The sequence below is a fragment of the Mesorhizobium sp. WSM4841 genome, assembly GCF_055811515.1.
Map to the genome: position 1 here is coordinate 119,826 of NZ_JBVVQC010000006.1, position 24,473 is coordinate 144,298.

The 24,473-nt window shown below is 61.2% G+C and carries 17 protein-coding genes and 1 pseudogene; 8 read left to right on the forward strand and 10 right to left on the reverse strand.

Translation table 11 applies throughout. The annotated features are described in order from the left end of the window. The first annotated feature begins 114 nt into the window (after positions 1 to 114). Together AC0L14_RS09525 and AC0L14_RS09530 are read left to right on the forward strand one after the other, a co-directional pair. Complete coding sequence (locus tag AC0L14_RS09525) at positions 115 to 1,077, forward strand: NAD-dependent epimerase/dehydratase family protein (protein WP_027153593.1); 963 nt, start codon at positions 115 to 117, stop codon at positions 1,075 to 1,077. Positions 1,078 to 1,100: 23 nt separating this feature from the next. Next, entirely contained in the window at positions 1,101 to 2,390 is a 1,290-nt protein-coding gene (locus AC0L14_RS09530) for a glycosyltransferase family 4 protein (protein ID WP_473749282.1), read from the forward strand. Positions 2,391 to 3,189: 799 nt separating this feature from the next. Here the strand turns inward: AC0L14_RS09530 and AC0L14_RS09535 are convergent. Both AC0L14_RS09535 and AC0L14_RS09540 read right to left on the reverse strand, forming a co-directional pair. Continuing rightward, positions 3,190 to 4,245, reverse strand: a complete 1,056-nt coding sequence (locus tag AC0L14_RS09535; protein WP_123149520.1) for an acyltransferase family protein — start codon at positions 4,243 to 4,245, stop codon at positions 3,190 to 3,192. 160 nt (positions 4,246 to 4,405) lie between these two features. Further along, positions 4,406 to 4,888, reverse strand: a pseudogene (locus AC0L14_RS09540) (IS630 family transposase); the annotation flags it as partial. A gap of 136 nt (positions 4,889 to 5,024) precedes the next feature. Between AC0L14_RS09540 and AC0L14_RS09545 the strand changes: the two are divergent. Beyond that, positions 5,025 to 5,654 carry a GntR family transcriptional regulator gene (locus AC0L14_RS09545; protein WP_473637438.1) on the forward strand — a complete coding sequence of 210 codons (630 nt, stop codon included), beginning with the start codon at positions 5,025 to 5,027 and terminating at the stop codon, positions 5,652 to 5,654. Next, positions 5,651 to 6,100: an OsmC family protein gene (locus AC0L14_RS09550; protein WP_473749283.1), complete on the forward strand. Its 450-nt coding sequence runs from the start codon at positions 5,651 to 5,653 to the stop codon at positions 6,098 to 6,100. Before AC0L14_RS09545 ends, AC0L14_RS09550 begins: the two co-directional genes overlap by 4 nt. A 495-nt stretch (positions 6,101 to 6,595) precedes the next feature. Here the strand turns inward: AC0L14_RS09550 and AC0L14_RS09555 are convergent, their stop codons facing one another. The 7 genes from AC0L14_RS09555 to AC0L14_RS09585 all read right to left on the reverse strand — a co-directional run bounded on the left by AC0L14_RS09555 (position 6,596) and on the right by AC0L14_RS09585 (position 15,488). Next, positions 6,596 to 8,548 (reverse strand): adenylate/guanylate cyclase domain-containing protein, encoded by a 1,953-nt coding sequence (locus AC0L14_RS09555; RefSeq protein ID WP_473749285.1) that lies wholly within the window; start codon positions 8,546 to 8,548, stop codon positions 6,596 to 6,598. Positions 8,549 to 8,558: 10 nt separating this feature from the next. Continuing rightward, a complete protein-coding gene (locus tag AC0L14_RS09560; protein WP_473749286.1) occupies positions 8,559 to 9,002 on the reverse strand; it encodes a dienelactone hydrolase family protein in 444 nt (147 codons plus the stop codon). 539 nt (positions 9,003 to 9,541) lie between these two features. Continuing rightward, complete coding sequence (locus tag AC0L14_RS09565; RefSeq protein WP_473749288.1) at positions 9,542 to 11,041, reverse strand: ABC transporter substrate-binding protein; 1,500 nt, start codon at positions 11,039 to 11,041, stop codon at positions 9,542 to 9,544. Between the two features lie 48 nt (positions 11,042 to 11,089). Further along, on the reverse strand, positions 11,090 to 12,766 hold the full coding sequence (locus AC0L14_RS09570) for a dipeptide ABC transporter ATP-binding protein (RefSeq protein WP_473749289.1): 1,677 nt from the start codon (positions 12,764 to 12,766) through the stop codon (positions 11,090 to 11,092). Next, positions 12,763 to 13,611, reverse strand: a complete 849-nt coding sequence (locus AC0L14_RS09575) for an ABC transporter permease (protein ID WP_473749291.1) — start codon at positions 13,609 to 13,611, stop codon at positions 12,763 to 12,765. The genes AC0L14_RS09570 and AC0L14_RS09575 overlap by 4 nt, the downstream gene beginning before the upstream one ends. After that, positions 13,608 to 14,546 carry an ABC transporter permease gene (locus AC0L14_RS09580; RefSeq protein WP_473485099.1) on the reverse strand — a complete coding sequence of 313 codons (939 nt, stop codon included), beginning with the start codon at positions 14,544 to 14,546 and terminating at the stop codon, positions 13,608 to 13,610. Before AC0L14_RS09580 ends, AC0L14_RS09575 begins: the two co-directional genes overlap by 4 nt. A 51-nt stretch (positions 14,547 to 14,597) precedes the next feature. After that, entirely contained in the window at positions 14,598 to 15,488 is an 891-nt protein-coding gene (locus AC0L14_RS09585; protein ID WP_473749292.1) for a proline iminopeptidase-family hydrolase, read from the reverse strand. A 112-nt stretch (positions 15,489 to 15,600) separates the two neighbouring features. Here AC0L14_RS09585 and AC0L14_RS09590 point away from each other — a divergent pair, with 112 nt between their 5' ends. The 3 genes from AC0L14_RS09590 (at position 15,601) to AC0L14_RS09600 (ending at position 21,958) form a co-directional block, all read left to right on the forward strand. Beyond that, positions 15,601 to 16,362: a LuxR family transcriptional regulator gene (locus AC0L14_RS09590; RefSeq protein ID WP_292213823.1), complete on the forward strand. Its 762-nt coding sequence runs from the start codon at positions 15,601 to 15,603 to the stop codon at positions 16,360 to 16,362. Positions 16,363 to 16,673: 311 nt separating this feature from the next. After that, a complete protein-coding gene (locus AC0L14_RS09595; RefSeq protein WP_473485102.1) occupies positions 16,674 to 19,826 on the forward strand; it encodes an ATP-binding protein in 3,153 nt (1,050 codons plus the stop codon). Between the two features lie 287 nt (positions 19,827 to 20,113). Beyond that, a complete protein-coding gene (locus AC0L14_RS09600; protein WP_473749293.1) occupies positions 20,114 to 21,958 on the forward strand; it encodes a peroxidase family protein in 1,845 nt (614 codons plus the stop codon). 415 nt (positions 21,959 to 22,373) lie between these two features. Here the strand turns inward: AC0L14_RS09600 and AC0L14_RS09605 are convergent, their stop codons facing one another. Then, positions 22,374 to 22,541, reverse strand: coding sequence for a hypothetical protein (locus AC0L14_RS09605; RefSeq protein WP_473485106.1), 168 nt, complete (start codon positions 22,539 to 22,541; stop codon positions 22,374 to 22,376). A gap of 899 nt (positions 22,542 to 23,440) precedes the next feature. Between AC0L14_RS09605 and AC0L14_RS09610 the strand changes: the two genes are divergently transcribed. Beyond that, the gene (locus AC0L14_RS09610; RefSeq protein ID WP_473485108.1) at positions 23,441 to 24,190 is read left to right on the forward strand and encodes a DUF4336 domain-containing protein; all 750 of its coding nucleotides are present in this window, start codon (positions 23,441 to 23,443) and stop codon (positions 24,188 to 24,190) included. Positions 24,191 to 24,473 lie beyond the last annotated feature (283 nt).

The following is a 24,473-nucleotide window of genomic DNA, read 5'->3' on the forward strand; positions in this document are numbered from 1 at the left end:
CGACATCCTAAAGGATCTGGGAGCCACCTTCGCTCGCGAGATCGAAGATGCCGCGTTTGGCGAAGGGACGCACACTGCGTCAGTCGATTAAACTGTTCGGTCGAGGTGGGGAATATGACGCAATCGATCCTGGTAACTGGTGGAGCGGGCAATATCGGCAGTGCCCTCACTCGCGCGTTGGTCAAGCTACCTCAGACCCAGGTGGTCGTCGCTGACAACCTGTCGACCGGAAGTCGAGACAAGGTACAAATAGACGCGGGCAATCTGACCGTTGTAAAGGCGGATGCGAACGATTTCGACGACATCTCATCATTGTTCTACCGCTTCCATTTCACCCACGTCTTCCACTTCGCAGCCGTGGTCGGTGTGCAGCGGACTTTGGCAAATCCGTTGCTCGTGCTGCGCGACATCACCGGTATCGAGAACGTGCTGAGGCTATGCAAGAACACCGGCGCCGAGCGTGTCTACTTCGCTTCGTCATCGGAGGTATATGGCGAGCCTTTCGAGATTCCTCAAAACGAGAGCACCACGCCGCTTAACTCTCGTCTGCCGTATGCAGTGGTAAAGAATCTTGGAGAGGTCTATCTGCGCACTTTTCAGCGTGAGTTTGGACTGCCATTTACCATTTTTCGCTTCTTCAACACCTACGGACCACGTCAGAGCGAGGATTTCGTTCTGCCGCGATTTGTGCGTGCCGCCCAGCGCGGCGAGCCCCTGACGATTTACGGGGACGGTTCGCAGACCCGCACCTTCTGCTATGTCGACGACACGGTTGACGCTTGCATCGCGGTTCATCGAACGCGCGCGCACGAGAACGAAGTGATCAACGTGGGCAGCGACGTGGAAATGAGCATTCGACAGCTGGCCGAGTTTGTCATCGAAGTGCTGGGCTCGTCATCGAAGTTGGAATTCCGACCGCCCCTTGCGGAGGGCGACATGACGCGCCGCTGTCCTGACACGAACAAGATGAAGGCTATATTGAACCGTCCCCTGGTGCCGCTCGAAGAGGGCATTCGCCGCCTCGCCGACCACCTCTCCCGACCGGAAGACCGCCCTGCACTTAGAAGAGTCGCCTGAACGAGCTGACGGTGGGGAGTGACATGAAGCTCGTATACGTCGGTCAGCCGTACGATAGACTTTTTCCGCCTGTTCAAAACTCAATCGGTCTGATCGTCTACAATACGGCGCTGCGGCTCGGCGAAGGCCTGCAGATTACGCTCTATGGCAAGCATTATCGAGACGACACGGTGCCCCCGGACCTGCCGTTCGCGGTGCGGCGGGCTGCGGCGCGGCGTGACCGCGCACTGCAGCGGATCATCCACCAGTTTCCGCGCCTGGCGCGCTGGCTGCGGCTGGATGGGAAGGCCGATGACCACTCGCAATATCGTAACAAGGTTCGTCGCTACCTCGCCGTCGATCAACCAGATATCGTCCATTTGATGAATTATTGGGCATGGTGCCGGGAACTGAAGGCAGCCAGCTCATCTCATCGGCTCGTGCTTGAGATGCAGTGCGAGTGGCTGTCACAGCGTGACCGCGATCAGGTGGCCCGTCAGCTCAAGGTAGTGGATGCGGTGGTCGCCGTCAGCGACCACATCGCAAGGACCTTTCGTTCTGCATTCCCGGACTATCCTGGCGTCGTTGCCACTGTCGGTAATGGCGTGGACGTTTCTTACTTTCGGCCGAGCGAGCAGCGGGCTTCCGCATCCATCAGAACCCGACGTGTCATCCTGTTCGTTGGGCGGGTGTCGCCAGAGAAGGGGCTTCACACACTGATCGAGGCCTTCAGTGAGGTTGCGGCCAGGTTTGCGGACGTGGAACTTCGGATCGCAGGGCCGCATTCTCCGCTTCCGGTGGACTTCCTGACCAGCCTCTCGTCGGATCCGCGGGTAACCGCGTTGAGCCGTTTCTACGATCGCTGGGGCAATTGCAAATATCGGGAACATTTAGAGGAACTCATCGAGCGCCACGAGTTACGTGATCGAGTTCACTTCGTGGGCAACGTGCCCCACAAGGACCTCGTAGCGACGTACCATCAGGCCGACATTGTTGTGAATCCGTCCCTCAGCGAGAGCTTCGGAATATCGGTCGTGGAGGGCATGGCCTGCGGGATACCGGTGGTGGGAACGCGCGTGGGCGGGATGTGTGAATCCATTCTAGCTGGCAGCACCGGGATGCTGGTCGAAGTCGATGCTCCTGGCGAGCTCACCCAGGCATTGATCACGATGCTGGAGGATACGGTCCGGGCAAGCGAAATGGGAAGCGAAGGGCGCAAGCGTGCCGTCGAGCTGTATTCGTGGGAGGCGCGCGCAGAACGGCTCAAGTCCGTCTATCAGAAACTGCGCCCAGGCACGCGGGTCCATGTTTCCACAAAGATCGTGAGCCATTGAGCTTTAGCGGTGGGCGGCGATCGCCAAGTGCCTCGCAGCTTGTAGGCCGATGTGATGCGCATGCGGCGACCCTCAGTGTAGCGCTCAACCCGGTGAGCGTATCGGTCTACGGCCAACCCATGTCGGATTGGAATGGGCCCGTCAGGCCCGCCGTTCTCTTCCCGAACGGCCGTCAGGTGCACCCAGCCCAAAGGGCGGAGTGAAGGAGGCCGAGTGAACCTGGCTGTAACGCTCCGCAATCTGTTCTCCAAATCGCAACGCATTGCTGGTGGCGAGGCGGGTGGCCTCAGGATCGTAACGCGAGCGGCGACCCAGATTTTGCGCGGGGCGCCTACGAGCCGCCGGTCCAGCAGCCACTTGCATCGAACCTGAACGCAGGTGAGTTATGTCTACGACATCGATTGCGCCGCGCCGCGTGGGGGCGGCAGGACGCGTCTACGCATTTGAACCGGTGCCGCAAAGCGCTGCCGCGATTGAGCAGAGCGCTCGGCCCAACAGTTCGACACCATCTGTGTGTTCGCCGAAGCGGTCGGTCCTAAGTGCGCACCGCCCACAGGTGATCTATGAACTCGACGACGCCAGGCGCGAGGGCTTCAGCGCAAGGCCCGGGCGATCGCGTCGTTTATGGCATCGATGGACTATGGTAACCATTCTGCCCGCCTCCTACGCCAATGGGAACTGGCACGTCGAGCATGTGCTGGCGGTCCGGCGAGCGAAACCGCGTCTATCCGACGGGCGGAGCCGTCGGCTTCGACCGAGGTCGTCTTCAAACATGGGCACCGGCCCAACGACAGCCGAACTATGCAGTGCGGAGGATCGCCAGCCGCATATGGATCGCGCGTTTCTCAACAAGATGCCAGCTGAGAAAGCCCGCGCAGACTGCTATAGGCAAGGTCAAGATCGTCAGCTGCGTAGGCGTGATTGCCGGAACATACATGATCAGTAGCTTCTGAATCGGCCATGCGTAGAGATACACGCCGTACGATATATCATTCCTTCGGTTAATCGAATTTAAGACGCTGTTCTCGTTTAGAAACGCCAAATACAGGACCAGATAACCTCCAAACACGCCCACTGCCAGGGGCGCTAGCCGTTCCGAGCACATCCCGCCTATGAGAAGGATACAGCACAAAAGCGCTACCCGATTGCTCCTCCTCACATTCTCCTTGAGCAGCTGAAACAACGCCCCAATGGAAAATATCATGGTAAAACGTACGGCATCGTCCACGTTACCGATGGGCTCAAAGTTTCCAAGGTCGTAGCGAAAGTAGACACCTTGCGAAATGGAACTAACGAGGATTATGGCCAGTGACACTGAAATGATCGAAAAGACAAGCGTGGCGCGACCGAGACAGAATACCACAATTGCCACAAGCACATAACAGCGAAACTCGTATGCAATAGTCCATAGTGATCCATTAACATCTGGTGCATGGGACCCGGCAAACGCCGATCCTACCTGCGCCGGGTTCAGCAAGAGCGCCATTTTGGAAAGCTTAGCCGCCCACTGGCTCGGAGATAGTTCATCAAAGTCACCACCTCCCAGCCAAAATACCAGACTAATGCTGATCAAGTATGCCACAACAAAACCCGGAACTATACGAAGTACACGTCTGGACATAAAGGCGTAGATGCTGCTTCGCATCGCGCTGTCGAGCACGAGGAAGCCACTAATGAAGAAGAAGCCGTAAACAGCTACCTGGCCGGAGGTCAACGTACCGAAGATGTTCTTCAGCACCTCACGATTCGAGTTCCCATCTATAAGTTCCGGCGAGTGGGATATAATAACAAGCGACGCAAAGAATAGCCGGAAGAAGCTTAGGGCGTTGGGCCTTCGTAAGTCGAAATCACTCATTTGATAGCCTTCAAGAAGTGACCTCTTGCGTCGGGCATTGCGATCTCAGCAAGGAGATCCGTTTTTGGGCAGAGCGCGTCAAAGTGAGCTTAGAGGCCGCAGATGGGCATTGTAAGTTCGTCCTTTGAGAGCCGAATTCATCCTTTCGAAGGTACGTGCCTCACGACCTAGTGGATTGATCCAACATTTGGAACCCGCGGTTTCGGGCGGCGATGATGTCATCGGGGTTGGCTTCCAGATGAATGGTCGCGGGTTCTCGGCATTGTATTCGCGGATGAAGCGGTTGATGGCGGCCTGAAGATCGACAACGGAATGGAAGACGCCGTGCTTGAGCCTGCGCCGGGTGAGTTTGGCGAAGAAGCCCTCGACCGCGTTGAACCAGGAGCAGGATGTTGGGGTGAAATGGAAGGTCCAGCGCCGGTGGCGGTCGAGCCAGGCGCTGACCTTGTCTTTTTTTGCGCGGCGAAATTGTCGAGGATTACATGGATTGCCTGTCTGCCGGCACCTCGCGCTCGATGCGGTTGAGGAAGCTGATGAACTCCTGATGGCAGTGGCACTGCATGTTCTGCGCGATGACCGTGCCGTCCAGCACGTTGAGGGCAGCGAAGAGCGTCGTTGTGCCGTGCCGCTTGTAGTCGTGTGATGGCCGAGATCGGCGCAAAGCAACTCATTACTTTGTTCCTGCGCTTGAGCGGAAAAGCGGGAATGCCACTTTGCAGGAAAACGGTTGAAGCTGATTAGAGCTTGACCAACTCCGAAATATCATACTGTTTGGATCCATGGATCCAAAATCGATTTTTAGCGAGCTGCAAGACGAGATTGAGTCAGGTGAATTGGCACCAGGTTCGGTTCTCAAGCAGGAATCGATCGCCGAGCGTTTCGGAGTGAGCCGCCAGCCAGTCAGACAGGCCCTGGACCGTTTGCTCGGAAGTGGCTTGGTCGTGCGGCGACCCGATCGAAGCCTGGCAGTCGCGATCCTCTCAGAACGGGAGGCGACCGAACTTTGCGAACTTCGGGCCATTTTGGAGGTCGCTGCCTTGGAGCAGTCGCTGCCGGAGCTTCAGCCTTCCGCCTTGCGTAAGGCTGAGAGGCTCAACGACGAGCTGTTCGCGGAGTACGATCCGTCGCGGATTCTGGAGCTCGACCAACAATTTCACCTCGCCCTGTACAGCGGTTGCACGAATACTCGATTACTTGAGACCGTCGGAGACCTTCGACGAGAATCCCGGCGGTCAACCCTTCACCAAGGGCGTGGCGCCCAGGAGCGAATTGATTTCTTCGAGGAACACGCGGCGATCGTTGCCGCTTGTGCGAGGCGCGATTTCGACGCTGCGGCGCAGCATCTTCGCTGCCATCTGATCCAGACGACTGCAAGACTTCTTTCCGTTCCGACAAAGGATCAATCATGAAAATGACCGTCGAAGTGCACAGGGAGCGAGAAGGAGCGGTATTCACCGACAAGCGCTACAGCCGCGCGCACATCTGGCGCTTCGACGGAGGCCAAGTGGTGCCGGCATCCGCTTCGCCACATATCGTTCCGCTTCCTTATTCAGTGGAAGCCAACGTCGACCCGGAGGAGGCTTACATCGCGGCGATTTCCAGCTGCCACATGTTGACCTTTCTCTCGATCGCGGCGCCCCAGGGGATCGTCGTGGAGAGCTATACCGACAAGGCGGTCGGGATGATGGAGAAGGTGGACGGACGATTGGTAGTCAGCCGCATTGACCTCAATCCGACCATTGTCTACGCCGGTGAAACGCCAACCGCCGCAACAGAAGCGGAACTTCACCACTCGGCGCATGAACAGTGCTTCATTGCCAATTCCGTGAAGACGGAAATCCAGGTCGTCACTTGACAGGCATTCGACGGCATGGCGACCTGCTCAAAAGCCACTAGTTGGGCGTTCGCTGCTTAAGCACATTGGCTATCCTTAGTTTCGCTTCCCCGGTGTCTGCGAGTTGTGTCCGCATTGGGTCAGCATTGCTGCCGTTCACAATGCGGACAATGAAGGTCACCGATGGGTCATGGGCGTGAGTTCGACTGGGCGGAAGCGAACTTCCGCTTTGGGTCGGCGGACTATCGTCGTGAGTTGACCCGAAGCGGCCCTTCCTGACCGAATTTCCTTCCCGGAAGCCGACGTTCACCAGAACCACCAGTCTTGACCCCAAACCGGCCCTTGCTAGGCCGATTTGGCGGCTCGTAAGCGGACGTTGCCCGGAACAGCGACTTTGCACCGTTCCTGCCGTTCCAATTGAAATCAGCTACGGCGCTAGGTGACCCGGCTCCAGTCATTCCCAAAGCCGTCGGCTTCTTCAAGCCGCCGATCAGCGGCATGGAAGTGGCATGTTACTCAGCCCGCTTGGGCGCGGTGAACGTCCATAGGGGGCGATGCTGACGTCGCGACTTTGCCAAGCTGGAAGACCTCCGTCGCCTCGCCGCGGCCGCGCAGCCGGTGCTTGCCCGCCGGGATCCTTTCGAACCTTTCGTCGAGCCGCGACGCGGTCTCGCCGGAAATGGCGATTGCGGCGGTGGCGCCCGGTTCGAGCTGCTTGCCGAGGTCCTGCAGCCGCTGGCTGACGTTCACGGTGTCGCCGACGATCGTATAGTTGACACGATCGGATGCGCCGATATTGCCGACGATGACGGAGCCCGTGTGGATGCCGATACGGACATGAAGCGGAGGCCGGCCTTCGCCAGCCGCTTCCAGATTGTCCTTGTCCAGCTTCTCGCGGATGGCCGCGGCTGCGCGGACGGCCGCGGCGGCATGGCCCTTCAGACGATCCGGCGCGCCGAAGAACGCCAGCATGCCGTCGCCCAGGAACTTGTCGACCGTGCCGCCATGTGCATCGACCGCGCCGCACAGGATCGCGAAGTGGTGGTTCAGCAGCCTGGCCGCGGCGGCGGCGTCCATCTGCTCCGACAGCGTGGTGAAGCCGGCGATGTCGGTGAACATAACGGTGACGACCGCTTCACGCGGTTCGGCGATGCCGCTCTCTCCGGTGCGCACCAGCTTGGCCACCAGCGAGCGCGGAACATAGGTCGAGAATGCACGCAGACCGATCAGCATGGCATTGAACGCCGAAGCCTGGTTGTCCAACTCCAGCACCCTGCTGCGCGGCAGGGGGGTCACGCCGTCGAGATCGAAATCGGCGACGCGCGTGGCCTGGCCGGCAATCGCCTGGATCGGGCGCGACAGGCGCTTGCCGAGAAGAATCGCGACGATGACCGCCACCGCCATCGCGCCAAGTCCAAGCATGGCCGATCCCATGACGCGCTCGATTTCGTCACCGATCTGACTGGTCTTGAAATACGCGCCGAGCGTCCAGGGCCGGTCGCCATAGCCGGTGATCTCACGGGTAATAGCGACGTAAGTGTTCTCTCCGTCCCATGACGTCGAGCCGTCCTTGTCGTCAACCTGGATTTCGTCAACCCGGATTTCGGCAACCTCGATATCGCGGGTACGCTGCGTGCTGAACTCCGGTTCCGGTTTGCGCGCCTCATATCCGGCGAGAACCGGATCGCCGAAATTGGCGAGCGGCGTCAGCGGCAGGATGCCGTCCTTCAGCGCATCCGGGGAAGCCAGCCGCTGGTCCGCCAGGATGGATCCGTCGCCATCCAGAATGAAGGCATGCGTGCCGAAGCGCGACGACAGTTCCTGCGTGATTTTGGACAAGTTCTGCAGTTCCACCGCGGCGATCACCCAGGCCTTCGTGGCGCCATCGCGTGACAGCGGCGCCGAGACGTTGGCGAACAAGCCATGTTCGTTGGCCACGAAGGCGCCCCACCGGCGTCCGTCGACCTGCTGGCGCTCTTCAAGAACGGCGCGCACTTGCGGCGATTTCTCGGTCTCGGCGGGGAGTTTCCGGATCGTTCCGGCAGGATATTTGGCGTCGTTGTCCCCGGTCACCGCCGCCCCCCTGCAAATCAGGTCGGGTGTGCAGATCAACATTGCGTTCACCCCCGGCGCTGCCGCCAGCGCACTGGCAACTGCCGCCGACATCGCCTCGTCGTTGATCTGGAACTCGCCCTGCTTGTAGAGCTGCGCGACGCCGTCCACGGCGCTCTCGGCGCGCCCCATCTCGGCGCGCAGCGAATCCTCCATCGCATCGATCAGGAGCGTCGACTGGGCGCCGAGCAGGTCGAAAGTGTTGCGAAGGTTGGCGCCGACCGACAATGCGAGCACGCCGCCAACCGACAGGAACACGAGGCTGCCGAAACTCATCGCCATGATGACTGCAATGGGGATGCGACGCCGCTTCTTTTCGGGGCGGACCAGACGCACTGGTTGTGCGGACGTGCTCATGCAGCCAATGTCATAATGCGCCACCGCATTGCAAGCCCGGTGACGGCTTTAAGGAGAGGACGCGCCGAAGCATTCGCACCAATGTGGCGCCGATGTTTCCAGCGCCGATGATTCCGATCCTCATAGGGGTGTTCCTTTCGTAAATATGGAAGAGCGCCCGCCTCAGTCGCGGACGCGGGCGCCTCGAAGATGCGCCCCTTTCTCGCGCAGTGTCGAGAGTGTCAACGCTTACGGATCGGTCGGCTGCAACCGCTTTGTACTCCACCCAGTGACCGTAGGCCTCGATGCCAGTCTTGAATTCCGGGGCATCAAACGCGTGATGAGCGCCCTTGTAGACCTGAAGCTGCACGGAGCTTCCCCTGCCGCTGCGCTGCTTCATCATCTCTCGGCATTTTTTGGCGGGGCTCCAATAGTCAAGCTCGCCGATCAGGATCAAGGTCGGGACTGTCGCCACTCGCTACCGAACATATCGGATAGTAGGCAATCGCTGCCTTGAATTTGCGCCCCATAAGCCGCTCGACTGCACCAAGCCGCTCCACACCCAGTTAACCCCATCAAGTGCCCATGAGCACGTAGAGAACGCAGGCACCCGAAAGCGTCGATAACGCTCACAACCGAGCCGCCGCCCTTGACCCATTAGAGAACACTATCGGTCGACAGCGGCCGAAGGGCGAAGGTCGGGTTTGGAGAAGACCCGGGAATGGCTACGCATCCATGACCTCCAGCGTGGTCGCGGGCTATGTCTGCTTTCAGGAAGCGGCAAAGGTGATCTCTCCGGCAGAGATAGAGGCATTGCCGCCCGGCAGTCTTGGTTCACGGGTGCGGACCGTCCGCAATCAGCGCGGAACTGTCAGAAAGCGGAAGTAGCGACAGCAGCAGATCGCTCACCTGTCCCAGCAAACGACGCGCGGTAAGACGGGCAGCACGCCAAACGTGCTGTCAGGGCTTGGGCGGAACGCCGCAGAGCGGCGTCCCGTGGCTTCGTTCACAAGTCTAGTTCTTGACCACGTCTTCCAGAAAGAACCGGCCCAGCGGATTCTGGTAGAAGTTCTCGATGTTATTACGCGAGACGTTGATGAACGGGCTGTAGTACAGATCGATCCAGTTGACGTCCTCTTTGGCCATCTTCTGCAGATCGGTGTACATTTGCTCGCGCTTGGCCGGATCCATCTCGATGCGCGCCGCCGCGACCAGCTCCTTGACCTTCTCGTTGTTGTAGCGGGTCATGTAATTCATGTTCGCGTCGTGGCCGAGAACGAAGGTGGTCTTCTGGTCTGGGTCGAGGATGTCGTTGGTCCAGTAGTTGACACAGACGTCATAGTCGCCGGCCACCAGCATGTCCCATTCCTGGCTCGGATCGACCTTCTGGATGTTGACGGTGACTCCGGCTTTGGCGAGCTGCTGCTGCAGCAGCACGGCCGTCTGCTCGACGATCTCGTCGCCGGCCCGCACGACGTAGTTGAGCGTCAGGTCCGAGGCCCCGGCGTCGGCCAGCATCTGCTTGGCCTTTTCCGGATCGTAGGGCCGCTTCAGATTGTCGGCGTAGTAATAGAGCGCGCCTTTCGGGACGTAGGAGTTTGCGACCTCGCCGTAGCCGAACGTCACCGTATCGACCACAGCCTGCTCGTCGATGGCCATGTCGAGGGCCTGCCGCACCTCCTTCTTCGCCAGCGCGCCATGCTCGTGGTTAATCAGCAGGTGATCCTCGCGGGTCGACGGGTCGAGATGAACGGTGAGGTTGGAATCCTTCTGCAGTTCGGCGACGCGTGAGAACGGCACAAAGATCGCGGTGTCGAGCTGGCCGGCCTGCACGTTCAGCATGCGGGTGTTATCGTCCGGCACGGAGATCCACTCGACGCCGTCGAGGCTGACACGATCGGCCTCCCAGAAATGCGGATTTTTCGCCAGGATGACACGGTCGCCGCGCCTCCATTCCGTGATAGTGAAGGCGCCAGAGCCGATGGGTGTTTCGGCATATTTCTCCGGACCGAGCGTCTCGAAGCCCTTCTTGGAAAGAACCGAGGCGATCGGGAAGCCCAGCGTCGCCAGGAACGGCGCGGTCGCCTGCTTGAGTTTGATCGTGACGGTCTTTGGATCGGTTGCCTCGACCGTATCCATCACCTTGAAAGGATCCGCCCACAGCGAACCCTCGTCATCCCTGATGCGGGTGAGGCTGAACACCACGTCGTCGGCCGTCAGGTCGGAGCCGTCCGAGAACTTCGCGTCGCGCAGCTTGAGCGTATAGGTGAGGCCGTCCGGGCTGACCTCCCAACTCTCGGCGAGACCGGGTTCCAGCTTGGTGCCCGTCTTGTCGACGCGGATCAGCACGTCATAGACGTTGGCGAACACCCACAGGTCGATGTTCTGGGCGGTCTTGATCGGATCGAAGGTGGTCGAGTCTTCGCGCCGGCCAATCGTGAGTACGCCGGCGGCTTCTGCGAGCGTCGCCCCCAGGGACAGGCTGGTCATAACGGTGACCAAGCCGATGCGCATCCATTTGCTTCTTAACATCGTTATTCCCCTTCTGGTTTGCCTTTGGTTTCAGTTTGCGACCCCGTCGGCCTGCGGGGTCGCCATCTTCGAGGGAGCAAGCAGCGGCTTGTCCGGATCGATATGCGGAACGGCGGCAATCAGCGCGGCGGTGTAGGCATGCTTCGGCCGGGAGAACACTTCCTCCGACCGACCTTCCTCGACGATCACGCCGCGGTGCATCACCACAACACGCTGGCAGAGATTGCGAACGATTGCGAGATCGTGGGCGATAAATATCAGCGTGAGCGACATACGTTCCACCAATTCGCGGAACAACTCCACGATCTGCGCCTGGATGGTGACGTCGAGGGCGGCCACGCACTCGTCCGCAATGATAAGTTTCGGGTCGACGGCGAGCGCGCGAGCTATGCCGGCCCGCTGGCATTGGCCGCCGCTCATCGAGCGCGGCTTGCGGTCGAGGAACGCGCGCCCCAAGCCGACCAAGTCGAGCAGTTCGCCGCAGCGTGCCGGAATTTGCGCGGTCTCGATTTTGCCCTGTACCCGCAGGACCTCCGCCAGCATCTTGCCAACGGTAAGACGAGGATTGAGGGCGTTGTAGGGGTCCTGGAAAACCATGGCGGTTTGACGTCGCAGCATGCCGAGGATTGCGCGACCCGATGCGATGTCCGTACCATCGAACCGTATCGTGCCTGACGAGACCGGCGTAAGTCCAAGGACGGCGCGCGCCAGAGTGCTCTTGCCGCTTCCGGATTCGCCGACAATGCCGACCGTTTCGCCCGGCATGACACGGAGTGTGACCCCATTGACGGCATCAACCGCGCCTCGCCGGAACAGGCCGCCCGTGGCGAAGCGCACGTGCAGCTTCTCGATGTCGACCACCGGCACCGCTCCGGGTGCCCGGAGCTTCTCAGCCTTTGCCGGCATGTCCTCCTCCGGCAGCGAGGGATGACTGGCGATCAGCGAACGGGTGTAGGCATGCCCCGGCGCCGCAAGCAGACCGCGCTTCTCTCCAATCTCCACCAGTCGACCTTGCCACATCACCGCGATGCGGTCGCAGACTTGGGCAACGATGCCGAGATCGTGGGTGACCAGGATCACCGAGAGTCCACGCCTGGCGCGGATGTCCATCAGAAGCCGCAGGATCTGCGCCTGTATCGTCACGTCGAGTGCCGTCGTCGGCTCGTCGGCGATCAGGATCCTGGGATTGCTTGATAGCGCCGCGCCGATCATGGCGCGCTGGCGCATGCCGCCGGAGAATTCGTGCGGGTAGCTATCGTATTGCCGAGCCGGATCCGGAAACCCGACCTGGGCGAGGATATCCACCGCCGCGGCGCGCGCCGCCTTGGCGTCCAGCTGCTGGTGAAAGCGGATGCCCTCGGTGATCTGGTCGCCGATCCTCATGACCGGGTCGAGATGGCTGCTCGGATTCTGAAAGATCATGCCGATTTCACCGCCGCGCACCGCGAGCATCTCGGCTTCCGGCGCGGTCGTCAGCTCACGCCCGGAAAGTGTGATCGAGCCACCGCTGATCCTGAGCCGGCTCGATGGCAGCAGCCTAACGAGTGAGCGGCAGAGCAGGCTCTTGCCCGACCCGCTCTCGCCGACCAGCCCGAGCACTTCTCCCGGGGCGAGATCGAGCGACACGGCATCAAGCAGGGTACGCTCCCCGCCGTCACCGTCATGGACGACCGTCAGGTCGGTGACCTTGAGCAGCGCCGCGATCACTCGTGAACCCCGAACAAATCGGCCAGCCCGTCGCCGATCATGCTGAAGGCGAAGGCGAGCGTCACGATCGCAAGCCCCGGGAACAATGTAATCCACCACGCGGTGGTGACGAAGGCTTGGCCTTCCGCCACCATCACGCCCCACTCCGCGACTGGCGGCTGCACGCCCAGCCCGAGATAGCTAATGGCCGCGCCATTCAGCAGGACGAGGACCGCGTCGGACATCGCGAAGACGACCGAGCCGGCAGCGGCATTGGGCAGGAGGTGACGGAACATGATGCGCATGCGGCTGAAGCCGAGGCTGACCGCCGCAACCGCGTAATCGTGGTTCTTGAGCACGAGCATCTGGGCGCGGATGAGCCGCGCGTAGGAAACCCAGCCGACGAGGGCCATGGCGATGTAAAAACTGGCCAGGCCAGGCCCCAGGATCGCAATGATCGACAGCATCAATACCAGGAACGGGAAGGCCAGGATGACGTCGACCAGCCGCATGAAGATGGCGTCGACTATCCCGCCGAAGAAGCCGGCTACCGTGCCCAGCGTGGTGCCGATGAGAAAGGGGAAGATAACGCCGATGACGGCGATCTTGAGGTCGATGCGCGTTCCCCAGATGACGCGCGAGAGGATGTCGCGGCCGAAATTGTCGGTCCCGAACGGGTGCAGCCAGGACGGCCCCTGGAGCCGTGCTGTCGCGTCCTGGGCGATCGCATCGTAGGGCGCGATCAGCGGCGCGCCGAGCGCGAGGACGACGAACGCCCCAAGCAGGAAGACGCCGGCCGCCAGCGTACCGCGGCGGCGAAAGCGGCCCTTCCTGCCGAGCGCGGGCGCGGCCAAGGGCTCGCTCACAGCTTCACCCTCGGATCGAGAGCCACCGTGACGATGTCAGCCAGGAAGTTGATCAGCACGGTGGCGCAGGCGAAGACCATCGCCACGCCCTGCACGACCATGTAGTCGCGCGAGAAGATGGCGCGCACCAGCAGCTGGCCCATGCCGGGCAGCGCGAAGACGGTCTCCACCACGACGGTGCCGCCTATCAGCCAACCTATGTTTACGGCGAGAAGGTTGACGGTCGGCACCAACGAATTTGGCAGCACGTGGCGCCAGAACACGATGCTCTCCGGCATGCCTCGCGCGCGCGCGGCAGTCGCCACGTCGGACTTCAAGCCTTCGACCATCGCCGCACGCAAGCTGCGCGCCAGAACGGTCGACAGCGACAGCGAGACAGTGAGGCTCGGCAGCACGAGATGTGCAAGCTTTTCAGAAAGCGTGTTGCCGTAACCGGACACCGGGAGAATGGCGAGTTCGACGCTGAACAGGATGATCAGCATCAGGCCGAGCCAGAAGGGCGGGAAGCCGATGCCGAAGGTGGAAACGATGCGGATAACTTGGTCGGCCAGCCTGCCCTGATTGCGCGCCGCGATCGCCGCCACCGGCACGGCGATCAATACCGACAGCACAACGCTGCAAAGCACCAGCGTCAGAGTGGGCTCGATGCGCGTGGCGATCAGCTTCAGCACATCGATCTTGTAGAGGATCGAGCGCCCCATCTCGCCCTCCGCGAGGTTGCGCAGGAAGTAGAAATACTGGGCGAGCATGGACTCATCGAGGCCGTACTGCGCGCGGATGCGGGCGATCGCTTCGGGGGTGGCGCGGGTGCCGAGCAGAACGCGAGCGGGGTCGCCGGGGATCAGCCGGACAAGGATGAACGTGATCACGCTGATGCCGAACAGCACCGGCAGGAACTGAAGCGGACGGTATAGAACGAACTTATAGCGGTGCATGGCCCTGAGGTGTTTCCCCGTCCGCTCCCTTTCCCCTGCATTCCGCCTGCATCAGCCTGCCTTGTTGCGCGAGAGGAACCCTAAAAGGATCGGATAGTATGCAGCTGGGTTCTCGTAGAAGGGCATGTGACTCGCATTCGGGATGATGTGCAACTCCGACTGCGGCAGGCCAAGCTTCATGCGCAGACCACAGGCTGGTGTCAGTTCGTCGTGCTCACCATGCGTGATCAGCACCGGCACCTTGATCCTGGGCAGGTCGGGCACCCGGTTCCAGTCCTTGAGATTGCCGATGTAGAGAAACTCGTTCGGACCTTGCATGGTCGCGTAGGGTCCCATGCTCCAGTCGTCGAGCGAGCGGCGCACCGGCGCCGGCCATTCGGGCAGGCGGCAGACATGGCGGTAGTTGAGGATCGTCACCGCCGCCATGTATTCCGGATGACCGTAGGTTCCCTGCGCCTCGTGCTTCTGCATCATCGATACGGTCTCGGGTCCCAGCGACGCGCGCAGGCGTTCCAGTTCCAGAACAAGATGCGGCATGTCGGCGACCGTATCCTCGAGGATCAACGTCTGCAGGTTCTCCTGGTAGGCAAGCGCATATTCGATCGCCAGCCAGCCGCCCCAGGAATGACCCAGCATGTGTACATTGCCGAGTCCCAGCGTCCTGCGAACCGTCTCGGTCTCCTCGACGTAGCGCGCGATAGTCCACAACGAGGTGTCCGTGGGCCGGTCGGAGGCGCCGGTGCCAAGCTGGTCGAACGCCACGACCCTGTATCCCTTGTCCATCAGGCAGGAGTGCGATTCGCGAAGGTAGTCGCAGGCCAGGCCAGGCCCGCCGTTGAGGCAGAACACCGTCTCGGTGCTGGAGCCGAAGCTGTAGGCGACGACTTTAAAGCCGTCGACATTTACCTCGATGCGATCGTCGGCCGCCATCTCTCGCCACATGATACGCTCCGAATGCACAGATTTTAGGCATGCTCATATATTAAGCGAAACGTTGGGAGTGCGTCAGCTATAAGAAGTGATAGGGTGGTCCGGGATGTAGGCGGAAGAGCTCATGCTGGACGAAATCACAACGATCAGGCGGCGTTTCACTCGCCATGGCACCTTGGACGAATGCATCGACGAGGCGTTCGCCGCCCTGTCCGGCCTAGGCTACGACGCGCTGGTCTACGACTACACGCCCATCCCGTACGATCTCGACGGCGCTATCATGATCCCGTCGATGCTCAAGCTGCGTAACATCGATGACGACATGCGCGACTATTGGTGCGATCGAGGTTACTTCCGCATCGATCCGGTGCAGATCGTGGCGGCGCGCAGCTCCACCCCCTTCGCCTGGAGCTACAACAAGGAGATCGACACCGAGATAGGCGCGCTCCTCGACGAGACTACGGAACCCGTTGCGCGCTATCTGCGCGAGCGCGACCTCACTAGCGGCGTCACGATCCCTATCCACATGCCGCGCGGCGGCTATGCCACGGTTACCGGCATCCGCCTCGGCGCGGACGAGATGGTAGATCGGGATGCGGGAACCATCGCGCGCTTTAGCTTGCTGGCGCATGTCTTCCACGACACGGCCTACGCCCTCTACGACCGATCGGCTCTCAGTCCGCTCCTGCCGTCCTTGACTGAGCGCGAGCGCGAGTGTCTCCGCCATTCGGCACATGGCCTCTCTGCCAAGGAGATCTCGCGCGTCATCGGGCGCTCGATTCCTACGGTCGTCATGCACCTCACCGCCGCCGCCAGGAAGCTGGGCGCCAGGAACCGCACGCAGGCCGTCGTTCGCGCCGCGCATTTCCGCCTGCTCGACAACTGACGAAAAGGCCCTATCACCCCAGCAGGCCCGGTGCGGGTATCGCTTTCTGCGGACGGACCGCTCGGTTTCTTCCACCTATGAGGGAGAAGCCAACTAAAGCCCCGCAGATAGCCCAAAAGGTATCTTTGGAAGAAGTGCGGGAGTTTTGAGCGGCGAGGAAACCGCTTTGTTCTTGTTGAGAAGCGGCTGTATCGTGAAAGCAGCACCCATGACAATCCGCAACTGGTCAGCGGCGTGGGGAGGCTAAGACACGGAGCCGTGCCATGTCATCGGATAACCATCTCCGGCCGAACCCGAAGCGGAGGCCTAAGGTGGCTTCCTCGGTTCCAGCTAAGCCGGCAGCGCCGGCCGCGCGGGAGCCCGGGCCGGACGCCCGCAAGACGGTCACCATCCTCTTCGCCGACATCGTCGATTCCTCGCGGCTTAGCCTCTCCCTCGATCCCGAAGCGCTCCGGAACCTGCTCTCCCGGTACTTCGGCGAGTTGAGCGCCGTCGTTCAACGGCACGGCGGAATCGTGAACAACTATATCGGGGACGCGATCATGGCTGTGTTCGGCATGCCGTTCGTCCACGAAGACGACGCGCTGCGCGCGGTGCGGGCAGCGGTGGAGATGCGCGAAACACTTGCCATCCTTAACCACGAGCTCGAAGCCGGTTGGGGCGTCCGCCTTATGAACCGAATCGGCATCAACACCGGCGAGGTGATCGCCGGCGACCAAACGCAGGGATACTTGTCAGTCGCCGGAGAGGCCGTCATTGTCGCGAAGCGCCTTGAGGAGGCAGCGACGGCGAATGAGATCCTGATAGGGGAGCCGACGCACAAGCTCGTGCGCGATGCGGTCGTCGTCGAGCCGAGCGGGCCGCGCGCACTCAAGCGCGGCGCGACCATCCGCGCCCTCGCCGTGTTAGAAGTCCTCGCCCACGCCCCCGGCGTTGCGCGCCGCTTCGACTCGCCTTTCGTCGGGCGCGAACGCCAACGAGCCTTGCTTGAGACCGTCTTCCGCAACGCGGTCGGCGATAGGACCTGCCACCTGGTCACCATTCTCGCCGACGCGGGTGTGGGAAAGTCGCGGCTCGTACGGGAGTTCACGAGCGGCCTTGCCGAGGATGTCACAGTCTTGCACGGCCGCTGTCTGCCCTATGGCGAGGGCATCACCTATTGGCCGCTGGCCGAGATCGTCCGGGAGCTTACCCGCGCGGAGGGACCGGACTCCGGCAAGCAACTCGCAGCGGTGGTCGAGGCGCGGCTCGCAGGCGACGAGAAGGCCCGGCTGATTGCCGAGCGTGTGACCGGGGCGCTCGGGCTTGGCGGCGCGGGACAAGGGACGACCGAGGAGACCGCCTGGGCCGTCCGGAGGCTGTTTGAGGCGCTCGCGCGAGCGGGGCCGCTCGTCGTTGTGGTGGACGACGTCCATTGGGCCGAGTCGACATTCCTCGACTTAGTCGAGCACGTCGCCGACTTCTCACGCGATTTCCCGATCCTGCTCATCTGCATCGCGCGGCCGGAGCTCTTCGACTCGCGTCCTGGCTGGGGGGCCGGCAAACGCAACGCGACGTCGATCGTCCTCGAGCGGCTCAGCGACGCGGAATGCCGCGAGCTGATCTCCAACCTGCTTGGCCCCGCGCCGCTGCCGCCCGCTGCCGAGTCGAGGATCGCGAGCGCGGCCGAGGGCAATGCGCTCTTCGCTGAGGAACTCGTGGCGATGCTCGTCGACGACGCGTTGCTCAGGCAGGCGCCCGACAGCTGGGTCGCCGCGTCGGACCTCGTTGAGCTGCCCGTCCCCTCGACTATCAACGCGCTTCTCGCTGCCCGTCTCGAGGGCCTCCCGTCCGTCGAGCGCGCCATCCTGACGGCCGCAGCGGTCGAGGGCTCAGTATTCCATCGGAGCGCCGTCAGCGAGCTCGCCTGCCCGGTGCTCGACACATTCGAGGACGGTTTGCTCGCGCTCGTCCGCCGGGACCTGATCCGCCCGGAGGCGCCGTTGTTCGCCGGCGAGAAGGCCTATCGCTTCCGTCACGTCCTGATCCGCGACGCCGCGTATCGCTCCCTGCCGAAGAATGCGCGCGCCGACCTGCACGAGCGCTTCGCCGCCTGGCTCGAGCTAGCGGCCGCGGACCGGCTACGCGAGTTTGAGGAGATTGTCGGCTATCATCTCGAACAGGCCTTTCAGTACCGTGTCGCGCTCGGTCCGCGCGACGTGCGCGCGGCCTCGCTTGCCGCCCGGGCGTGCGAACGGCTCGAGGCAGCCGGGCGGCGAGCGCTTGTCCGCAGCGACCTGCCGGCGGCGATCAGCCTGCTTGAGAGGGTTTCCCGGCTGCTTCCCACCGATGACACACGGCGGATCGTGCTGCTCGCCGACTTGAGCGGCGCGCTGATCGAAAGCGGCCGGCTGGACGACGCCGGGCGCGCGCTGGACGAGGCGGAGCGCTTGGCCGCTGCCGCTGACGACCAGCGCTTGGCAGCGCATGTGCTCGTTCAGCGGCAGTTCCTCCGGATCTTCCACGGCGAAGAGGGCGGGCTGGAGGAGTCGGCACGCGCGGTAGCTGCGGTGATCCCGGTCTTCGAGCGCCTCGGGGACGACCTCGGCCTCTGCCGCGCACGGCGGCTTGAGGCCTGGCTATCCTTCACCGCGGCTCGCGGCGAGGCCGCCATTGCAGCTTGGGAGCAAGCTGCTGCTCACGCGCGACGTGCGGGGGATTGGCATGAGTACTACGAAATCCTCACGTGGATCGCTTCCTCCTTGTGGTTCGGGCCCACCCCGGCAGCCGAGGGCATCCGCCGTTGCGAGGCGATGCGAGTGCAGGTGGGCGAAAGCCCCGAGTCCGAGGCAGCGATCCTCCGCCAGCTCGCGTGCCTCAACGCGATTGTCGGCCGCTTCGAGATTGCCCGCGATCTGATCGCGACGAGCAACGCCACCTACGCCGACCTCGGCCTTACGCTCTACGTGGCGTCCTCAGAGCATGAGGCCGTCGTCGAGCTGCTCGCCGGGAACCCCGCTGCGGCCGAGACGAGCGCGCGCGCAGCGTATCGTGCGCTTGAGGAGATGGGCGAGCGCGCGTTCCGTTCGACGATGGCCGCGTCCCTCGCCGTGGTGATCCTCGAACAGGGACGCGACGAAGAGGCCGAGGACTTTGCTAAACTCAGCGCCCAGCTGGCTGCGAGCGGAGACCTGGTGACGCAGGTCCGTTGGCGCCGCGTGCGCGCACGCGTGCATGCGCGGCGGGCAGAGCTCCGGGCGGCGGAGGCGCTCGCGCGCGAAGCAGTGACGATCGCCGAAGCGACCGACTTCGTCAACGACCGGGCGGATGCACTGGTCGACCTGTCGCACGTGCTCGAGGCCGCCCGCCGAGGCGACGAGGCGGTCGCCGCTGTGTCCGGAGCGCTGCATCTCTACGAGCTGAAGGGAAACGTGGTCGCCGCGGCCGCGACCCAGCTCCGCCTAGGCAAACTCGTCAAAATGTGACACCGTCGGGAGGCGGCAAGGGGCACCGCCCGCACCTCCTTGTGAACCGCTCTGGATCGGAGGTGATATGATGCCACCGAACTTCGTACGATCTACGAGCATAAATATGCCTCACCGCTGGCCCCCTAGAGCTAGACCGGGCGAGACAGTGCTGAGGCTCGATACTTGGGTCCTCCAGCCGGGTGGCGCCTGCATGGGCCTTTCTGCTTAATCCCAACTTGTTGAAGGCCCCCTTTCCCATTGGGTGAGGGTGCTACTTCCTGAAATCATTTTCGAAGAGGTCAAGCATGGTCACGAAAAAGAAAGCCTCAGCGAAACAGACACCCAAGCAACTCGGTGCGACGAAGCCTACGAAGCGAAAAGCTGAGACAGCGAACCCGGCCGCAACTTCCCAAATTGCCGAGCCAGTCAGCGAATTTCTCAAGAAGACATCGATTCCTAAAGGATTCGTTAACCCAAAGCCGATCGTGCTGTCGGAGTTGCGAAAGCGCGTGACCGAAACGAATCTGAGGCCCACCGTTTCGCTGGAGCAACTGTTGGCCAGCGCGAATCGCATCAAGCCGGCGGACCTTCCCGCGGAGAAGTTACCGGAAGACGTCAAAGAGTCTATCCTCGCACTAAAGCCGGGGATTCGACGTTTTCACGGCGTTAAAATTCCGCTCTACTGGTTCCCGTTTCCCTGGCTGAGTTCTGCCTGTGCAGATCGCTTCGGATACATGTCGTCCGCGGCCACCCGTGCGGCAACGAAGTTGCCATTCAATGTCGCGACGCAAGCACTCCTCGGCCAACTCGGTAACATGATGGGAGACCCCGGCCGCGATCCTAATCCTGCGTCTCACAATCCCGCTAATGCGGGCGTGTCTTCGATACCAGCAGGCTTCACTTATTTTGGTCAGTTTGTCGACCATGACATCACGTTCGACGTCTCGTCGACTCTCGACGCCGCTACCGATGCGAATACAATCAGTAACATGAGGAGCCCGGCGCTCGATCTGGATTCCGTTTACGGCCGCGGGCCTGGCTTAGATCCATTTCTCTACGTATTTCCTACATCTGGTCCAGCTACCGCAATCAAGCTGCATAGGGGCTCGAACACTCCTATTGGCCCGGGCGGCCCCAGCAACAACGGTGACAAATCGGGCATGGTCCAGCAGACGAACTGGGATGTGCCCCGCATGCAGGGTACGAATACTGCTGCGATCGGCGATCCGCGCAACGACGAAAATCTGATCATCGTACAGTTCCAGCACGCTATGCTGCGTTTCCATAACGCCGTCGTTGATCTGCTGGTGGCAGTAGCGTTTGCGGGCGACATCTTCGCAGAGGCCAAACGGATCGTGACCCATCACTACCAATGGGCCGTGGTGCATGACTTTCTGGAAAGAATCTGCGGACTGGCTGCCGTGAACAACGCGATGGCGAGCGTATCTGCTCCCATCGGCAGCTCGTTCCGAATGCCCGTCGAGTTCGCCGTGGCAGCGTACCGGTTCGGCCACAGTATGATCCGTGATACGTACTGGGTGAATTTCAACTTCCCGAAAGCCACACTTGGACAGGTCTTTGAGTTCAATCGCGATCCACGGCTGCCGGTCTTTTCCACCTGGGTCGTTGACTTCAACGCGTTCTTTGACACCGGAGTGCCAGTACCGATTCACAACAAGGCCCGGAAAATCGATAGCTTCATGGCTAACGGATTGGAATCGTTGCCCGGATTCTCTGGAATGATGGCGATTCTGGCAACGCGAAACCTCCGGCGCGCTCTAGCTCTCGGTCTGCCGAGTGGACAGGGCATGGCCAACTCATTCGGCATTGCGCCGATGACCGCGGCGCAGTTGACATCTGGGCTGCCGGCGGCCGAAATGGCTGTGCTGAATTCCAGCGGCGGTTTACTGCTGAACAAGACGCCACTGTGGTATTACGTCCTTCGCGAGGCTGCCGTCCTCGCCGGCGGAAATCAGTTGGGCCCGGTCGGCGGCAGGATCGTGGCGGAGACGTTTGTCAGGATCTTGAAGCGAGATGCGTCATCCTATCTGAACGTCGCCGGTGGGTTCACACCTATCCTTCCTTCGTCCACGCCTGGAAACTTCACGGTGGCCGATCTGGTGGCGTTCGCCGGGGTAACGCAACCATAGAAATCGCGTTGCGAACGCCGATGACGGACCTTCAGCTGCGCTGACTTCAACTTCGATTCGGTCCAGAACCAGTTCACCTGTCCCGTTGGCAAGCCGCTCATGCAAGTATCGTCGCAACTTCACGTTCCCACTCTCCGACAATGTCAACGGCGGAAACCGGAAACAATCGGTCCAGCAAACGAGACTGCCAACATTGTGAACTCAAGTCCGCTGCTGTCCAAAAACGGCGGTGCGCGACGTTCTCCGCAGCGTCCATGAAGACGCGAGGCCGTGCGCATCGAATGGCGGATACGCCCGGTCGAGACGCTGTTCGCACGCCCGAAGACCACGCTCGGCTTTGAACACACGGGATTACGCGGCCCTGAGCGGAGCCAGTGGGGAGTTTCTCATTGCCGCCCGCCCTGAGCCGCCGGACTTATTTCTTTGGCGGGACACCAAAGACGTCGTCCATAGGTTCCCCGTTTTTGATTCGATCTAGCTTTTGCTTGGCGTCTCGGATCCCCTCTTGGACCGCCTTCTCTATGCTCTCAAGGACCAAGATCTGATCCTCGAAATTCTTGATGAAATCTTGGTCGATGGCCATTTCATCTCTCCATCTATGCCTCGCTCGACAGTTACCGAGAGCTGCTATTGCAGACAGATAGCTCCAAACCACCAATTGTATTCAGAAGCCCCGCCATTGCGCGAAGCCAAGAGCGCGATCCCGACTGCCGGCCCGGGCTGGAAGGTTCCGCTTATCCACCCCGGCCAGTCTGCAGTCCAGCGGTTCGGCGGGAAAGCTGACCAACCTGCACCGTGGGCGGTGCTTTGACTGGGGCCCGGAAAGTCCTGCCCTGCGCCCATGCCGCCGCCCTGCACAGCCCAGGCCTCTACCCACCTGGGGGTGTACCCTGGGCTGACTGTCTGATCACCCTTCGGCCACTCGATCCGGCCGGAGTTAAGAGTCTGATAAAAGTCCCAATTGGCTGCCATCTCATATCTCCAATCGCTGCCGGGCGACTCGCCCGGATTCATGAACAAGAGATCATATGCTCCTCAACTATGTCCCATTTCTTCGAAATCGGCTAGGTTATACATTAGGTGTAGATAATGTGCCGTAGGCACTCGCGCACGAACTTCTGGAAGGGGCCGACTGCTACCGTTCATCGGGGATCCCTCGAACTACCGCAGATGGCGCAACCGCGGCCTCCAGAATGGTCGCCAACCATGTCTGCTTTCAGGCAGTGGCAACGGTCACCTCAATGGCCGATATCAGGCGCAAAGCGGTCATTCGCACGTGGAAATCGTATTAACATGTAGTTTGGAATCCATTGGCCGCCGCAGTGTCAGCGCCGAAGGTCGGCTTTGAGCTCATTCACTTTTTTGCAGCGGACAGGTCTGACGGACTTTTCTGAATGGCAAGCGGCCTTTCAGGCCGGACGCATTGTATGACCAACCGGATTATGTTGTCCTTGCGCCGCAGCTGACAAGTTGGAGAGGACCATGGGTGCGTCCCTCTACGACCCCATCAACGTTTACAAATGTCAGGGACCTGATATTGGCGTCGTTGACGGCCCGTTTGAATATCTGACGATAGCCGGAGTAAAGCTTCCGCTGCCATTTACTACTCGGATGACGGTGGTGCGCCTGTCGAACGGTGATCTGTTCCTTCATTCGCCCATCAAGTTCTCTGTGACGCTGGCCGAAGAGTTGCGGAACTTGGGCAGGATCCGCCACCTCGTTTCACCCAACCAGTTTCACTACGCTCATATCGGTGAGTGGTCGAAGGTCTTTCCAGAGGCAATCACCTGGGCATCACCCAGAGTTCGCCAAAGAGCGCTGGCACGGCACGCCGATGTGACGTTCACGCGAGATTTGGAGACCAATCCGCCGGAGGCGTGGCGGCGGGACATGGACCAGACGCTGTTTCCCGGTGGCTACTTCAAAGAGTTCATATTTTTCCACTACGCTTCAAAGACGCTGATCCTCACAGACACGATCATCAATCTCGAACTGGACATGATCGATGAACCCTGGCGCACGGCGATCAAGCTGACTCGGATGGACCATCCCCACGGGCGGACCTTCTTCGGCATGCGGCTGTCAATTCTCCTGCAGCGGCAGAAAGCAAAGGCAGTAATAGGCAAGCTCCGATCGTGGCAACCGCGGCGGGTCATTCTCAGCCACGGCCGCTGCTTTGATGCCAACGAGGACGAGATTGTCCGCAGGATATTCGCAAAGTCGGCTCGGTGAGGCAGTGATTAGAAGGCCAATGCCCGCAATGGGTCAAAGTCGACGTTCGCGAATGCCCGCTTCTGACCTTTTCAGACCTTCAAACGAGCACGGCCCAAGGGAAACGTTTGAGCCAAAGGGGTTCACAGTCCGGTTGCGAGGCAACTGCCGCGAACAAGCGGAGGGATAGGTGGGACTCGCGCGTCAGTGGCGCTGCGGCTGGAGAGCTGGGGCGTCGCGCGAGCCATAGTCTCAAGAGGCGTGATCTGTGGTATCATAGGCCGGTAAGGCCGGAGGCGTCGGT

What these genes read in the sequence shown, in the direction of transcription:
- AC0L14_RS09525 (WP_027153593.1), top strand. Translation starts at nt 115, where the DNA reads ATGACGCAATCGATCCTGGTAACTGGTGGAGCGGGCAATATCGGCAGT.
- AC0L14_RS09530 (WP_473749282.1), top strand. Translation starts at nt 1,101, where the DNA reads ATGAAGCTCGTATACGTCGGTCAGCCGTACGATAGACTTTTTCCGCCT.
- AC0L14_RS09535 (WP_123149520.1), bottom strand. Translation starts at nt 4,245, where the DNA reads ATGAGTGATTTCGACTTACGAAGGCCCAACGCCCTAAGCTTCTTCCGG.
- AC0L14_RS09545 (WP_473637438.1), top strand. Translation starts at nt 5,025, where the DNA reads ATGGATCCAAAATCGATTTTTAGCGAGCTGCAAGACGAGATTGAGTCA.
- AC0L14_RS09550 (WP_473749283.1), top strand. Translation starts at nt 5,651, where the DNA reads ATGAAAATGACCGTCGAAGTGCACAGGGAGCGAGAAGGAGCGGTATTC.
- AC0L14_RS09555 (WP_473749285.1), bottom strand. Translation starts at nt 8,548, where the DNA reads ATGAGCACGTCCGCACAACCAGTGCGTCTGGTCCGCCCCGAAAAGAAG.
- AC0L14_RS09565 (WP_473749288.1), bottom strand. Translation starts at nt 11,041, where the DNA reads ATGCGCATCGGCTTGGTCACCGTTATGACCAGCCTGTCCCTGGGGGCG.
- AC0L14_RS09580 (WP_473485099.1), bottom strand. Translation starts at nt 14,546, where the DNA reads ATGCACCGCTATAAGTTCGTTCTATACCGTCCGCTTCAGTTCCTGCCG.
- AC0L14_RS09585 (WP_473749292.1), bottom strand. Translation starts at nt 15,488, where the DNA reads ATGTGGCGAGAGATGGCGGCCGACGATCGCATCGAGGTAAATGTCGAC.
- AC0L14_RS09590 (WP_292213823.1), top strand. Translation starts at nt 15,601, where the DNA reads ATGCTGGACGAAATCACAACGATCAGGCGGCGTTTCACTCGCCATGGC.
- AC0L14_RS09600 (WP_473749293.1), top strand. Translation starts at nt 20,114, where the DNA reads ATGGTCACGAAAAAGAAAGCCTCAGCGAAACAGACACCCAAGCAACTC.
- AC0L14_RS09605 (WP_473485106.1), bottom strand. Translation starts at nt 22,541, where the DNA reads ATGGCCATCGACCAAGATTTCATCAAGAATTTCGAGGATCAGATCTTG.
- AC0L14_RS09610 (WP_473485108.1), top strand. Translation starts at nt 23,441, where the DNA reads ATGGGTGCGTCCCTCTACGACCCCATCAACGTTTACAAATGTCAGGGA.